Below are 13,941 nucleotides of genomic sequence, written 5' to 3'. Positions count from 1 at the left end.
TGCCTTTTCATTTTTACTCAGCGATACATGTCGTAAATATCATCGGGAGCAGGATTGTTGCGGCTTCGTGCGTAACTGTGCCCGGCATAAGTTGCGGCGGCGATGATACCCGGAGACAGACAATCGCCGATACGCTCGACGCTTTCCAGACCGTGATCAGCCCAATGATCTTTCATGGCGATGAGATCAAGCCATAGTTGATTGGTCGGGAGCCTCGAGGTGACCGGAACCAGTGTCGCACAGTCGATTGTGCGATGCGCACCTGAATAGGAACAGGCAATTTCGAGTGTGTCTTTCGTGCGTCCTGCAAGGTGATGCAGCGGGATGATTTCAATGCCTTTTTCTATCAGACGACGTTGCACGCGGCCCTGTTCGAGTGTGTGTTCGGTCCATGGAGCTACAATTGGAGCAGGGGTTACGAATGCCACCTTACGTCCTGACGAGGCAATCAGTTCTGCCAGAACGCTTGCCATATAGTAGCGGTCATCATCGAACACGACTACGGCCCCATCATTGGTGAGTGCGTCGACGCCGTTTTCAAGAAACGCATTGACGCCGATGGTTGCGCCTTCTGTGAGATAGTTGAGTGGATCGCGATGCGCACGCCCCATGCCATCGTTACGCCAGCGGGCACCAGTGGCGATCGCCACGTGCGGGATGCCATAGGATAGAATATCTTCTGCGGTGAGACAGCTATCGAGATAGAGCTGGGCATTTGGTGCCTGCCGCAATTGACCAAGACGCCAGTCACGAACACGACCCCACGCTGCGAGGCCCGGAAGCCTGCATTCCTGTGCAACCCGACCGCCCCATTCCTGTGCGGCATCGGCCAGCATGACATCGGCTCCGCGCTGCGCCATGGCACGTGCTGCCTCAAGTCCCGAGGGGCCACCACCGATGATGAGCACCGATTGCTGTTGTTCAAGGGTAGGGATGATTTCCGGATGCCAGCCTTTGCGCCATTCTTCACCGATGGTGGGGTTTTGCGTGCAACGCATTGGAGCCACAGTGTTGTCGCTTGCAGTGCAGATATTGCAGCCTATGCATTCGCGGATATCATCAATGCGACCATCGCGGATTTTGGCTGGCAGGAAAGGATCGGCAATCGATGGCCGCGCCGCACCGATCATATCGAAAATGCCTTTTTTGATAGCGCGGACCATGGCGTCGGGGGAGGTATAACGTCCTACACCCACAACTGGTTTTGAGGTGAGGGGCTTCACGAATGAAACGAAATCTTCCTGAAAGCCTTCCTGCGAAAAGCGTGATGTCTGGCTGTCATTCGACCAGTTGGAAAGATTGACATCCCACAGATCGGGCTCATCCGCGAGGGCCGCAATCACATCGCGCCCTTCACCGTCATGCGTCAGTCCATCAGCGCCCAGAAATTCCTCGACGGCAAAGCGAACCGCTATGGCGCATTTGTCACCTACGGCGTCGCGTGTGTCTGCAATCACTTCACGGAAGAGGCGCAGGCGATTTTCAAAGCTACCGCCATATTCATCGGTTCGCTTATTGTAACGATTAAGCAGGAAATGCTGCAGCAACGTCATGTCATGACCGGCATATACATAGATGATATCGAAGCCAGCACGTTTCGCCCGCAATGCGGCATCGCGATGCCATTTGCGAAATTGAGCAATGTCGCTTTTATCCATCGCGCGCGCCTGCACCGGATCTTCCACATCGACCATGATGTCGGATGGACCAATGGGTGAGAGACGCGTCAGGCGGTTAGCGATATGGATGCCGTTGTGCACGAGCTGGATTGCAGCCAGACTTCCATGTTCATGGACAGCATCGGTCAGCTGGATAAGGCGTGGAATGTCCTTGTCGTCCCATAGTCGACCCTGATTGGATGGAGTAATATCGGAAGTCGGATGGATTTCCGTTTCCTGTGTCGCAATCACGCCCCAGCCGCCTTCCGCCTTCATGCGTCGCATATGACGGTCGGCATCGGGATAGCGATGACCCATGCCGCTGCAATGTGGTACCTGATAAAAACGGTTGGGTGCGGTGACAGGGCCGATTTTAATGGGTTCAAACAATATATCGTAACGTGGGTCGCGCATGGGCATAGTTCCATTGTTCCGGAAAGTGCGAGCCTTTGCACCGCCTTTGCCGGTTAAATTTGAATTGTTCTGTTTGTCAGAGCGTGTTGAGATTAGTTCTTATCTTACACCCCTTTAACCGGTATGCGGCGCTCGATCCGGCCCATGGCAAGCACAAGGACGCATGTCAGTGCGAGATAGATCGCAGCCAGCAGGAAGAGCGGTTCATAGGTTAGGAGAGTGTCTTGTCGAACCTTGGTTATGACGCCGTAAATGTCGATGACAGTGATTGTCGCAACGAGCGGTGTTGCCTTGAGATGCAGCACAGTTTCGCCAACGAGCGTTGGCAGTGCACGATAAAAGGCGCGTGGAAACCAGATGCGGTGGAAGATTTTAAAACGCCCCATACCAAAGGCGCGGCCCGCCTGTAGTTCTCCTGAAGGAACGCCCGCAAAAGCACCGCGCATGACCTCGCCTTCATAGGCGGCAAAAGACATGGTGAGGGCAAAGAGCCCATAGGGCCATGCTTCACGCAGATAGGGCCAGAAGAATGACGAGCGTATGCCGGGGATCATCGGGAAGATAGAGCCGAGACCATAGTAAAGCAGCCAGAGCTGCAAGAGCAGAGGTGTGCCGCGAAATATTGTGCAGAATATGGTTGCTGGAGCTTTAAGCCACCAGGGACCTGTGACTTGTACAATGCCGAGCGGTACGGCCAGCAGGAAGCCGATGATGACACTGCCAAATAACATGAAAAGAGTGACACCGACGCCCGATATGATGCGCGGCAAATAACGTGGAAGCCAATCCCATTCGCCGATATAAACGGCAAGGCCAATCGCTATGGCAAGCAATGCCAGCAGCACGATACGATGAGGCTGGAGCCAGTCGCGAAGTGACGGAAAACGTGGTGCTGTTGCACTTATATCCATCTCATCGATCCTCCGGAAAACCGCGTTTGAAATGGCGCTCAAGGGTACGCAGGAACGCGGTCGAAAGCAGCGTTATACCGAGATAGATTGCGCCTGCGGTGAGGAAGAACAGCATATAAGCTTTGGTCGCACCTGCCGCCTGACGTGTTATGAGGGTCAGTTCAGTGAAGCCAACGACTGCGAGAAGGGCTGTATCCTTGGTAGCGATCAGCCAGAGATTAGAAAGGCCGGGAATGGCAAAAGGCAGCATGGCTGGCAAAGTGATGCGATGCATGACTTTGACGGGTGACATGCCAAAGGCACGACCGGCTTCGATCTGTCCAGGAGCGATTGAAAGGATGGCTCCGCGAATGACTTCCGTGGCATAAGCGCCCTGCACCAGACCGATCACGATGATGCCAGCGACAAGACCGCTGACATCGAGCGAGCCATAGCCAAGCTTGGTCATTATCGAATTGAGAAACTGTGTACCTGCGTAATAAAGGATCAAAAGTAAGACTAATTCAGGGATGCCACGCACGACAGTAGTATAAACCGCGAGAAGGTCCTTTATGACAGGACTGCCATAAAGTTTTCCTGCTGCCCCGCAAGCGCCAAGAAGTAGCCCGAGCACATAGCCGCCAACAGCTATTTGCAAGGTATTCAGCAGGCCAAAGACCAGTGCACGCCCCCAACCTGGCGGATCATACGCAAGCAGGCCCCAGTCGACGATTGCGGGGAAAACAGAGTTCATGCGAGCAGCCTTGAAACTGACTTACTGACCAAAAACGTCAAAAGTGAAATACTTCTTCGCCACGCGATCATATTCGCCATTCTCGCGAATAGTCTTGATCGCAACGTTCAGCTTTTCACGTAGATCGTCTTCTCCCTTACGAACGGCAACACCAACGCCCTGGCCCAAAATGCTTACATCGTCCGCCGGTGTGCCTTTGCTTACGCAGCAGTCTTTGCCAACATCCGTGTTGAGAAAATCAATCAAGGCGCTGCTATCGGCCATGACAGCATCCAGACGTCCGGCGGCGAGGTCGTTATTGGCTTCGTCCTGCGTCTGGTATTCTTTCAGCGTCGCACCCTTTGGTACAAAATACTTATCGACATAGGCCTGATGTGTGGTCGAAACCTGAACGCCGATCGCTTTGTCGGCCATTCCTTCGGGCGTGATATCGAACTCAGCGTCCTTGGCAGTAATGATCATGGGCGGAATTTTGTAATATTTATCAGAGAAATCGACGCGCTTCTTGCGTTCGTCAGTGATCGACATCGACCCCATGATCATATCGACCTTGCCGCTGGTGAGTGCTGGAATGATGCCGTCCCATGCAATCGGAACCGTTTCGCATTTCAGTCCAGCTGCTTCGCAAACCACGTCGGCGAGTTCGATTTCAAAACCCTGCCATTTGCCTGACGCGTCCGGGTAATACATTGGTGGATAAGGTTCCGCTCCAAATGCAACCTTCATCGTCTGTGCTTGAGCGGCTGGAGCCATTACAGTTGCAGCTAAAAACGCGACTGCACACGCCTTGATTATTGCCTTCATAGTTTCCTCCGTTTTGATGTTCCCGGTGCTCTTATTCTTGTGTGGAGCACAGTCTTGATGCTGCGGCTCCATCATCAGCTATGTGTGGAGCTGATGAACTTGCGCAGACGCTCCGATTTCGGATCGCCAAATATTTGTTCGGGTGGGCCTTGTTCCTCAATCAGCCCACCATGCAGAAAGACGACCTTGGTCGCGACATTGCGTGCGAATTTCATTTCATGTGTGACGAGGAGCATGGTGCGATGTTCTTTCGCGAGATCATTGATGACCGAAAGCACTTCGCCCACCAGTTCGGGGTCGAGCGCGGAAGTCGGCTCGTCGAACAACATCGCCAGCGGCTGAATTGCGACTGCACGCGCGATCGCGGCGCGCTGCTGCTGACCGCCAGACATGAAAGCCGGATAGACATCGCGTTTTTCATAAAGCCCAACGCGGCGCAAAATGACTTCTGCTTCGGCAATAGCCTGATCTTTGGGCACGCCTAACACATGAACCGGGGCTTCGATGACGTTCTGCAGAACGGTCATGTGCTGCCAGAGATTGAAGCTCTGGAAGACCATGCCAAGACTGGCGCGGATGCGCTGCACCTGCCGCGCGTCGGCAGGTTCTATGCCATGGCTACGCGTGCGCATTTTGATTTGTTCGCCATGAATGGAGATCGAGCCGGAGCTTGGGATCTCAAGCAGGTTGATGCAGCGCAAAAGGGTCGACTTTCCCGATCCACTGCCGCCAATGATAGCAACCACGTCACCAGAGTTGGCTTCCAGCGAAACGCCCTTCAGGACGTCGAGCGGACCAAAACGTTTATATAGATCCGTGACCGCGATTGCATTGTTCGTGTCCGTCATTGGCCATTCATTTTCGAAATTCCCTCAGAGGTGCCGATGCATCTCCGCCCACTGTAAGACAGACACGCGCCGCCGATTGCGCGCGGGATAATCCGCGGGCTTTGACGCGTGGTTTGGCGTTTCGAAAATGCTCCTCATCTTGATTGCATTTCCCCTGCTGCCTTGTCGGATGATCTCCTTAGGCAGTCGTTTATATCGGTAACTATACAGATGCATAGTTACTATGCAAGTGCATAATTTGACGCATCTCCACTTTGCCTTTGCTGCCATACGTGCAACATAAGGTGCATTTCCAGCAAAAGGGCACGAGCTTTTTGCGTTGGACAATGTTTTAAAACAACGAGCTAGGGCGGTTGTGGTATTGGAACCGCTTTACGTCTCAAGGAGATTGTGTGTTTCATGTCGAGCCTGTTCAAGCGTGCCCCGGAAATTGAACGTCGCCGCGAGTTGATTGAAGCGACTCTGGAATGCATATCCGAGCTTGGCATTCAGGCGACGACTGTACGTGCGGTTGCGGCGCGAGCAGGTGTGACAAATGGGTTGATTCGCCATCACTTTGAAAATAAAGCGAATCTCATCATCGAAGCATACCGCCGCACCATGGAGCTCATTACGGCGTCCAGTATGGAAATATTGGAATCAGGCGTGGGAACGCCGCATCAACGTCTGTTGAAATTCATCAAGGCGACGTTGGAAGATCAGGCCTCGGACTATCGGATGCTATCGCTGTGGGCGACCTTCATCAGCCAGAACCGTGTTGATCCGATGATCACTGCCGTGCGTAACGAAAGCTATGCCAATCTTCGCCAGGCAACGGAGCCGCTGCTCGCTGAAGTTTTTGCCGCAGAGGGCAGGCTGTTTACGCCGCTTGAGATTGAGCGTGCCGCCATTTGTGTGCACGCTATCCTCGATGGGCTATGGATAGAAGCTTGTCTTGATCAGCCCCGCGAAAACACAGATACTTTTGTAAAACTCGCGACAGAAATGATCGAAAAGATTCTCGATATTAAGCTCGCATGAGTTTTCACTTATCGGCGACAAAAGCCGCCGATAAGTGACCAGTTTTTTATTCTTCGATATCGACTTTCTCAAAACGATGCGAACCGAGTGGCTCCATCACATAGTTTTTGATCTTCGTGGACATTGGCAGCACAACAGTTGAATGGGCCAACGGAACCCAAGGTGCCTGATCGCTGATGATCGCCTGTGCTTCTTGATAAAGCTTGGTCCGTTCATCTTTGTTCGAGCTCACACGTGCTTTTTGCAGAATGTCTTCAAGCGGCTGGTAGCACCAATTGGCATTGTTGCTTCCTCCAACTCCCGAACAGCTGAAAAAATAGCTGAGCAGGTTATCGGGATCGCCATTATCACTGGTTCCTCCCAGAACAATGGCGCCATCGCGCTGCTTGTCGCGCGCTTTCTTGAGATACTCGCCCCATTCATAGGATATGATCTCTACTCCGATACCGACTTTGGCGAGGTCAGCCTGCATTAATTCCGCGGCACGTCGGGCATTTGGCATATAGGGACGGCTGACAGGCATCGCCCAAATCTTCATTTTCAGGTCTTTGACGCCAGCTTCATCCAAAAGCTTTTTTGCAGCAGTCGGATCATAGCTATATCCCTTGATGTCGCCATTATAGCCCCACATAGTCGATGGCAGCACGCTTTGAGCGACCTGACCCATGCCTTGATAAACAGCCTCGACAATGGCCTTGCGATCAACGGCCATATTTATAGCGCGGCGCACTTCCAGCTTATCGAATGGCGCTTCCAGTGTGTTCATCGCGAGATACGCGACGTTCAGTCCCGGCTGTTCCATCACGATCAAGTTTGGATCGGTCTTCAATCCAGCAACGTCGGCTGGAGCAGGATACGCCGCAACATGGCATTCACCAGCCTGCAATTTCTGCATACGAGTGGCCGCGTCTGTGGCTATCACAAAGATCAGAGTGTCAATTTTGGGTGCGCCATCCCAATAATCGGCATTTGCAGCAAAGCGAATTGCGGCGTTGATCTGATAATCGACGAAGCGGAAAGGCCCTGTGCCGACCGGCTTATGGTCAAGATCTTCGCGCTGACCAGCTTTCTCCAGCTGCTCGGCATATTCAGCTGACATGATCGAACCGAAATTCAGCGCGAGCTTTGCCAGCAGGGAAGCATCTGGCTGGTTCAGTATGAATTTGACGGTATGGTCGTCAACCTTGACCACTTCCTTGATGATTGCAGGCATGTCCATTGCATTGAACATTTCCCAGCCAGCACCAACGAAATAATTGTTCCACGGATGCTGCTTATCGAGCTGGCGCTTATAGGTGAAAAGCACATCGTCTGTGTTGAAGTCGCGCGTTGGGGTGAAACTATCCGTGGTGTGGAATTTCACGCCCTGACGCAGTTTCAGCGTATATTCGAGATTATCATCGGATATGACCCAGCTCTCAGCCAGACCTGGAACCACATTTGTAGTGCCGCTTTCGAACTCGGTCAGGCGATCATAAATCGTCTCGGCAGAAGCATCCCATGTGCTGTTGGTGGTGTAGAGTGCGGCGTCAAAACCTTCCGGTGAGCCCTCCGAACAATAGACAAGTGTTTTGGCCATTGCCGGAGCCAGTGTTACTCCTGAAAGCGCTACCGCTGCCGCTAATGAGAGTAAAGTCTTTCGCATTCTTTTTGATTTTATTTTCATTTTGTTCCCTCTGAGTTGTTTTGCTGCCTTCGCCGATTATTCTGCTCGGCCGTCAGTTGTTCCGAGGCCTCGCGCTGGTGCCCAAACCGGATCGGGTTTGGTCCACAGAACTTCATTGCGGATCAGCTTCACGAGCTCGCGCGCATGAAGATCGAGAAATTTTTCGCCTTTTTCTGCTGTTGCGCTGCGTGGATCGCCCCAGGTTCCGGTGACGGGTGCGCGTTCAGCAAAGGAATAGAAGCGTGAAACATCTGCCGGCACATCAACAGGATGCCGCTGATTGCCAAAGGCCTGACCGAACATGTCGGTTTTTACGGCATCGCCAGCAATCGCCAGCATGACCGAAGCTTCGCCTTCGCATGCGTGGTGCGGGCCGCTATCGACCTCGAAGATCTTTCCTGCTTCCTCGCTTGCCAGCATCCAAGGTGTGGTGACGACGATTGGCATTGCAAATTCGACGGCCAGTTCGCGTGCTGCAACCGCAAGCGGATCGATATTGCCGCCATGGCCATTGACGATGAAAAGGCGCGAGAAACCGATTGCCTTCAATGACCGCACGATGCAGCGGATGACGCGGCTGAGTGTTTCGTAATCAAGGGTAATCGTTCCGCCAAAAGGCAGGTGGTGTTCACTCATGCCAAGCCACTGTCCGGGAAGGACGGCGATTGGAATTTCATCGGCGACGAGGCTTGCCGCTCGTATCGAAGCAGCCGAAGCACTGGCGGTGTCTGTAATGACCGGCAGGTGCGGACCGTGTTGTTCCAGCGATCCGATAGGCAATACGGCAAGGGCACCGGGTTTGCCAGCGATCTCACGCAGAGCAGGCGCAGTCATGCGCGCCCATTCAACTTCCTTTGTCATATCAGTCCTCTCTCAGTTATTCCAAGTGGAGTGTGTTGGGTGTGCCTTGGCTTAGGCGTCATGTTTGCCGGCCTCGGGCGTTGGTCCATAATGTGCATGGTCGTCCATCGGATTGACGCAATGTGATCCGATCAAACTGAGCGACAACCGCGCAGGAATGATTTGGGAAAATGCGAACACGACTTCCGATAGCAGGCGGCGTATCTGAACACCGAACGAAGCCATGTTCTTCTGAAAGACGCTCAACTTCCCATGTTTGTGGAGCTGCGGTGTTCACACCGACGGCAATGCCGAACCCACTGCCACGGGAACCGTGTGCGCCAAGGTCGGATGAAAGAGATTTTGAGCCCGCATCGACGATGAAGTGGTAGTCATTATGGGCAACAACGGTTGCGATTACTGAAAGCGACATATCATCCGCAGACGTGATGCCCAGTCGAAGCGCCGTGCGGTCGAGAAAAGCGTAGTTACCCGGGCGGATTTCGGTAATACCGGCAGGGATCGGCGCGCCGAGACAAGTTGGTGTTGCTCCCACAGAAATTCCCGCCACCTCGACGCCTGATTTTTTGAGCTGTTCTGCAAGTTCCAACAATGCCTGCGCTTCTGCATTGGCGATATTCGCAAGCTCTCCGGCAGACTTGCTGCCATAAGAGTGCCCAGCGTGGGACAAAAGCCCTTCGAATGTGAGATGCGGGTGCTTTGCAATGCGGTGAGCCAATCGCTCGGCCGCAGGATCTTGCGGTTTAACGCCTACGCGTCCCAAACCAACATCGACTTTCAAAAAGACGCCGAGTTTGACGCCATGCGCTTGCGCCGCAGCGCCAATTGCCTCGACGCCTATGTCATGTGCTGCAATGAACAAAAGTTCGGTCTGGCGAACCTTCGCGCTCCGCACGAGTCGATCAATAGATTCTGGTCGGACGATTGGATAGGCAAGGGTGACTGAAGGCACCCCACCTTCAACGAAAACCAGCGCTTCTTCCGGTTTGGAAGCCGTGACGCCGATTGCGCCGAGTTCAAGCTGCCGTTGCGCGATTGTAAGATTTTTGTGCGTCTTGATGTGAGGGCGCAAAACAACACCGGCCTGGTCGGCACGCCGTTGCATTCCCTTAAGGTTTTGCATCAAGCGCTCGTCATCGATCTCGACATAAGGTGTCGGAAGGTCGACCGGTATTGGGCGATTGAAAGCTTCGATTGCCGTAAGATCAGACAATGTTGTCTCCAACAATGGGACTGGCTGCATGCATCGCTTCAGCCCGCTAATTCAGCTGTACCCGAAGGTAGTCATTGCAGGTTCGCACAGCTCTGAAAGGCAATCAATTAATTTTCTTATAGGAAACATAATTTTCGCAAACTATTCTGCAAATAGCGGGGTCGGCAAAGATTAGTCGCTCATTCAGCTCGAAACTTGATGGTCTGCTGATCGACGAGAGTGGAAACCAACTCGGTTTCAGGCGTGGAGCAAACACACAGGATTTGCGCAGGTTCTTCGCTCACGCTGAGATAGGCGTGGCCAGTCATCGCGTCAAAATAAGCGGAGTCGCCCTTCTTGAGACGCAGCGGTGCATAGATCTCCGAATGCAGCTCTAACTCCCCTTCAACTACATAGAAGAACTCTTCGCCTTTGTGACGGATAAGAGGGCCAAATTCTTCAAGGGTGCGGGCATGTGCGACCGCTAGAATAGGGACCATCGCCTTCTTGTAGATTTCCGTGCAGAGATAGAGATAGTCGTAATTCTGCGTGATGATCGACTTGCCTTCGCCAGATTTCGTGTACGTGCGGCGGCCCATAACATTGGACGTGTCGTCGGCACTTGCGATCGTCCCAAAAAGTTCGGCTATGTCGATATTCAACCCCTGTGCAAGCTCGATAAGTCTGTCATAAGTGAGCTGCATTTGATTGTTTTCGACCTTGGAGAGGGTCGATACGGCCAGCCCCGTCATCGCGCTCACTTCGGCAAGCGTCCAATGATTGCGATTGCGAATGTCTCGCAGAATGTCGCCAAGGCTGGACTTCGCATCATTCATTCTTGACGTCTCCAATTCGCCATTGGCTAAATGGTGTTGAGCGTGCGGTAAGCCGGGAGCTTATACGACGGAATAACCAATTCACTAACACGTTCGCGTAATCAATGTGCTCTTGAAATGCAATTCAATCCGCGAGGCAATTTATGACTAGCCCAGCGGATCGGCAACTCTTGGCCAATAAGGCTTTTTCAGTTTGGTAAATGGCAGATTTTCGAAGCGAGGTTGCAGCGCACCTGGCGCGCTGACATAGAGGATTTCGCTTGCGATGGGTTCAAAACCGGCCCGGAAATGATTGCTGGATTTGACAACGATAATCTTCTTCTGTGACGGATCGAGACCCAATCCTGTCATGCATTCTGGGTGGAATGTTTGGGTGCGAACCGTGTTCAGAACGATGTCGATGCTTCCTGAGCTGACCCATACTGCATCGCCAATGCTGAGCGGCGTTGGCCCGAAACGCTGTGTAATATCAGTTGCGATACGTCTGATTTTGACTGTAAGGTCCAGTGGATCGCCAGACACTTTTCCAATCTTGCCTCCGATTCTTAGTTCCAACGTCGCGCCTTCGCCTGCTTCGCGACACATGCGTACAGCAATCGGATCCCAGTAGAGACAGGAAGCAACATCTTCGATGCCGCGCTCAAGAATGCGGCGCAGGATGAAGGTTGAATCCCCCGGCGCTCCTCCGCCTGCATTATCAGAAACATCAGCTAACACGACGGGACCATTCTCGACCGCAATGGCGCGATCCAGCGCTTCATCGATTGTCAGGTAATCGCCGCGCATCTCCTCGCGTGCCACATATATTTCATGGCCAAAGCTTTCGGCAATGCGTGCAGCTTTGCTTGGATCATTGTCGGTGACAACGAGTGTTTTGGCTCCCACATCTGCAACGTCACCCCACGGAAAGCCATGGCCGAAAGATATGGCCAGCACACCGTCCTGCCCTTCCAGTTCTTTCATGCGATCGACTATTCCACGCAGCGGCACTTTGTGCGGATGGAAAATGCTGACAAGACGGCAGTCATAGGCGGCCATGATCGGTCGGATTTCACCTGCAAGCGTGCGTTCCAGCATCGCAAAGAGCTGTGCCGCAATCGTCTCGATATCGGTGTGCGGGTATTCTTTATAGGTCATGATTATAGAAGCATTATCGATCATGAGGTCGGTGATATGACAGTGAAGATCGAGTTCAACTGCAATCGGAATTTCTGGTCCGACGAGTTTGCGGACGTGTGAAATCAGATCACCTTCAACATCGTCATAGCCGTCTGCAACACAGGCGCCATGAAGCGCCAGCATGACTGCGTCGACCGGCATGGCTGCTTCCAGGTCGCCGAGAATGGTCTTGCGGAAGTGTTCATAAACCAAGCGTGTCGTTCTCCCGCCTGGTTCTGCCACCGCGCAGAGGCTCTCAACGACATTCCAGCCCTTTTCCTGCGCGGCATTGCGCCAGACGAAAAGCTGTGACGAACAACAGTTCAGAGGCCTTTGGGTCGCGTCGCCATAGGCGATAAGGTTTTCTGAAAAGGCTTCAAGCCCGGTCTGCATCGGTGAAAATGTGTTGGTCTCGGTGTCCAGTCCGGCGATGAAAAGCTTCATTCTGATCTCTTGAATGGAAAAATTGAATTTTCTAATAATAAAAATATGTTTATTGTCAGAAAGTCAAATTGATTGCCTCGAATGTATAGTCGTACGCTCACGGCCAATAGGAGTCTCTGCCTGATTTCTCCAAATTCTCATGATGGAATTAAGCCATGACTGACACAATCGTTCTTGGAGCCGGTATGGTTGGTGTTTCAACCGCTCTTGCGTTGCAGGAGAGGGGGCATCATGTGGTTCTTGTGGATCGCAAGGCACCGGGGCAAGAGACCAGCTATGGCAATGCCGGCATTATCCAGACAGAAGCTGTGGAGCCTTATGCTTTCCCTCGTTCGCTACGGGAAATCTTGTCCATTGCTTTAAAACGCGGCAATGATGTCGATTGGCGAATGCGTGACATGCCACATCTGGTTGGCCCGCTGTGGCGTTATTTCGGTCAGTCGGCACCTAAACCTTATGCCAAAACTGTTGCGACCTATTCAAAGCTCATACTGCGAGCGAGCGAAGATCATGCACGGTTCATAGAGCCTGCAGGCGCAGATGAGCTGATCGTTCGGAAAGGTTGGCGTGCCGTTTATCGCACTGCGGAGAAGTTCGAACTCGCGGCAGAAGCCGCCGAACGATTGAAGCAAATATATGATGTGCCGCACACGGTGTTTGGGACGAGTGAAATGGCATCGCTTGAACCAACGCTGCGTCGTCCGCTCGCTGGCGCTGTTCATTGGACCTCTCCGTGGACGTGCCGCGATCCGGGAGAACTGGTAAGCCGCTACGCATCACTTTTCGTTGCGCGCGGTGGAATATTTGTCAGGGGAGATGCCGCGACATTGCAGCAACATATTGGGGGCTGGCGGGTATTGTCGCAAACGGGGGCAATTTCCGCTGAGAATGTGGTAATTGCTCTGGGTCCGTGGTCGCCTAAACTGCTTGAAGCTTTTGGCTGCCGCATCCCGATGGTCTTCAAACGTGGTTATCATCGCCATTTTGCCGTTGAGCAAGAACCTCAAATCGCGACGTTGGATATTGAGAATTCGACTTTCATCGCACCAATGAATAAAGGGCTGCGCATTCTGACCGGAGCGCATATGACCCCACCGGGAATTGTGTCATCGTCTCGCCAGATACTACGCGCTGAAGCGGCTGCGGGCGAGCTTTTTTCCTTACAGGAACCTGTTGAAGAAACTCCGTGGTCGGGAACCCGTCCCTGTATGCCGGACATGTTGCCGGTTGTAGGGCCGAGCCGACACAAGGGTCTTTGGTTCCACTTTGGACACGGTCATCAAGGTTTTACGTTGGGACCTACAACAGCTTCTCTTTTGGCCGAGCAGTTTGATGAAAACAATGTCGATCCGCTTATGACGCCTTTACTGCCATCAACACGAGATTGGAGCTGATT

At 52.9% G+C, this 13,941-nt stretch carries 12 protein-coding genes; 2 read left to right on the top strand and 10 right to left on the bottom strand.

Annotation, left to right across the window (positions count from 1 at the left end; genetic code table 11):
* Nucleotides 1-17: 17 nt before the first annotated feature.
* From CES85_RS03595 to CES85_RS03575, 5 genes are all read right to left on the bottom strand, one after another.
* The gene (locus CES85_RS03595) at nucleotides 18-2,078 is read right to left on the bottom strand and encodes an oxidoreductase (RefSeq protein WP_095444677.1); all 2,061 of its coding nucleotides are present in this window, start codon (nucleotides 2,076-2,078) and stop codon (nucleotides 18-20) included.
* 98 nt (nucleotides 2,079-2,176) lie between these two features.
* Nucleotides 2,177-2,983 (bottom strand): ABC transporter permease, encoded by an 807-nt coding sequence (locus tag CES85_RS03590; RefSeq protein ID WP_095444676.1) that lies wholly within the window; start codon nucleotides 2,981-2,983, stop codon nucleotides 2,177-2,179.
* A 1-nt stretch (nucleotide 2,984) separates the two neighbouring features.
* Nucleotides 2,985-3,716 carry an ABC transporter permease gene (locus CES85_RS03585; RefSeq protein ID WP_095444675.1) on the bottom strand — a complete coding sequence of 244 codons (732 nt, stop codon included), beginning with the start codon at nucleotides 3,714-3,716 and terminating at the stop codon, nucleotides 2,985-2,987.
* A 21-nt stretch (nucleotides 3,717-3,737) separates the two neighbouring features.
* Nucleotides 3,738-4,520, bottom strand: a complete 783-nt coding sequence (locus tag CES85_RS03580; protein ID WP_095444674.1) for a transporter substrate-binding domain-containing protein — start codon at nucleotides 4,518-4,520, stop codon at nucleotides 3,738-3,740.
* A gap of 74 nt (nucleotides 4,521-4,594) precedes the next feature.
* A complete protein-coding gene (locus CES85_RS03575) occupies nucleotides 4,595-5,368 on the bottom strand; it encodes an ABC transporter ATP-binding protein (RefSeq protein ID WP_095444673.1) in 774 nt (257 codons plus the stop codon).
* Nucleotides 5,369-5,767: 399 nt separating this feature from the next.
* Between CES85_RS03575 and CES85_RS03570 the strand changes: the two genes are divergently transcribed.
* On the top strand, nucleotides 5,768-6,388 hold the full coding sequence (locus CES85_RS03570) for a TetR/AcrR family transcriptional regulator (protein WP_095444672.1): 621 nt from the start codon (nucleotides 5,768-5,770) through the stop codon (nucleotides 6,386-6,388).
* 46 nt (nucleotides 6,389-6,434) lie between these two features.
* Here CES85_RS03570 and CES85_RS03565 read toward each other — a convergent pair whose 3' ends face one another.
* The 5 genes from CES85_RS03565 to CES85_RS03545 all read right to left on the bottom strand — a co-directional run bounded on the left by CES85_RS03565 (nucleotide 6,435) and on the right by CES85_RS03545 (nucleotide 12,545).
* A complete protein-coding gene (locus CES85_RS03565; protein WP_095444671.1) occupies nucleotides 6,435-8,033 on the bottom strand; it encodes an ABC transporter substrate-binding protein in 1,599 nt (532 codons plus the stop codon).
* Between the two features lie 57 nt (nucleotides 8,034-8,090).
* The gene (locus CES85_RS03560; RefSeq protein WP_095444670.1) at nucleotides 8,091-8,915 is read right to left on the bottom strand and encodes a creatininase family protein; all 825 of its coding nucleotides are present in this window, start codon (nucleotides 8,913-8,915) and stop codon (nucleotides 8,091-8,093) included.
* Between the two features lie 58 nt (nucleotides 8,916-8,973).
* Nucleotides 8,974-10,128, bottom strand: a complete 1,155-nt coding sequence (locus CES85_RS03555; protein WP_244923215.1) for an alanine racemase — start codon at nucleotides 10,126-10,128, stop codon at nucleotides 8,974-8,976.
* A gap of 179 nt (nucleotides 10,129-10,307) precedes the next feature.
* Complete coding sequence (locus CES85_RS03550) at nucleotides 10,308-10,943, bottom strand: helix-turn-helix domain-containing protein (RefSeq protein ID WP_095444668.1); 636 nt, start codon at nucleotides 10,941-10,943, stop codon at nucleotides 10,308-10,310.
* A 147-nt stretch (nucleotides 10,944-11,090) separates the two neighbouring features.
* The gene (locus CES85_RS03545; protein WP_095444667.1) at nucleotides 11,091-12,545 is read right to left on the bottom strand and encodes a M81 family metallopeptidase; all 1,455 of its coding nucleotides are present in this window, start codon (nucleotides 12,543-12,545) and stop codon (nucleotides 11,091-11,093) included.
* Nucleotides 12,546-12,700: 155 nt separating this feature from the next.
* Between CES85_RS03545 and CES85_RS03540 the strand changes: the two genes are divergently transcribed.
* A complete protein-coding gene (locus tag CES85_RS03540; RefSeq protein ID WP_095444666.1) occupies nucleotides 12,701-13,939 on the top strand; it encodes an NAD(P)/FAD-dependent oxidoreductase in 1,239 nt (412 codons plus the stop codon).
* Nucleotides 13,940-13,941: the final 2 nt, after the last annotated feature.

Source organism: Ochrobactrum quorumnocens, assembly GCF_002278035.1.
Classification (GTDB): Bacteria; Pseudomonadota; Alphaproteobacteria; order Rhizobiales; family Rhizobiaceae; genus Brucella; species Brucella quorumnocens.
The sequence above is the reverse complement of the archived record's forward strand: the minus strand, read 5'-3'. Positions and strand labels throughout refer to the sequence as shown.

Bases quoted from the DNA above. Each gene is read 5' to 3' on its own strand.
- CES85_RS03595 (WP_095444677.1), bottom strand. From the start codon at position 2,078: ATGCCCATGCGCGACCCACGTTACGATATATTGTTTGAACCCATTAAA.
- CES85_RS03590 (WP_095444676.1), bottom strand. From the start codon at position 2,983: ATGGATATAAGTGCAACAGCACCACGTTTTCCGTCACTTCGCGACTGG.
- CES85_RS03585 (WP_095444675.1), bottom strand. From the start codon at position 3,716: ATGAACTCTGTTTTCCCCGCAATCGTCGACTGGGGCCTGCTTGCGTAT.
- CES85_RS03580 (WP_095444674.1), bottom strand. From the start codon at position 4,520: ATGAAGGCAATAATCAAGGCGTGTGCAGTCGCGTTTTTAGCTGCAACT.
- CES85_RS03575 (WP_095444673.1), bottom strand. From the start codon at position 5,368: ATGACGGACACGAACAATGCAATCGCGGTCACGGATCTATATAAACGT.
- CES85_RS03570 (WP_095444672.1), top strand. From the start codon at position 5,768: ATGTCGAGCCTGTTCAAGCGTGCCCCGGAAATTGAACGTCGCCGCGAG.
- CES85_RS03565 (WP_095444671.1), bottom strand. From the start codon at position 8,033: ATGCGAAAGACTTTACTCTCATTAGCGGCAGCGGTAGCGCTTTCAGGA.
- CES85_RS03560 (WP_095444670.1), bottom strand. From the start codon at position 8,915: ATGACAAAGGAAGTTGAATGGGCGCGCATGACTGCGCCTGCTCTGCGT.
- CES85_RS03550 (WP_095444668.1), bottom strand. From the start codon at position 10,943: ATGAATGATGCGAAGTCCAGCCTTGGCGACATTCTGCGAGACATTCGC.
- CES85_RS03545 (WP_095444667.1), bottom strand. From the start codon at position 12,545: ATGAAGCTTTTCATCGCCGGACTGGACACCGAGACCAACACATTTTCA.
- CES85_RS03540 (WP_095444666.1), top strand. From the start codon at position 12,701: ATGACTGACACAATCGTTCTTGGAGCCGGTATGGTTGGTGTTTCAACC.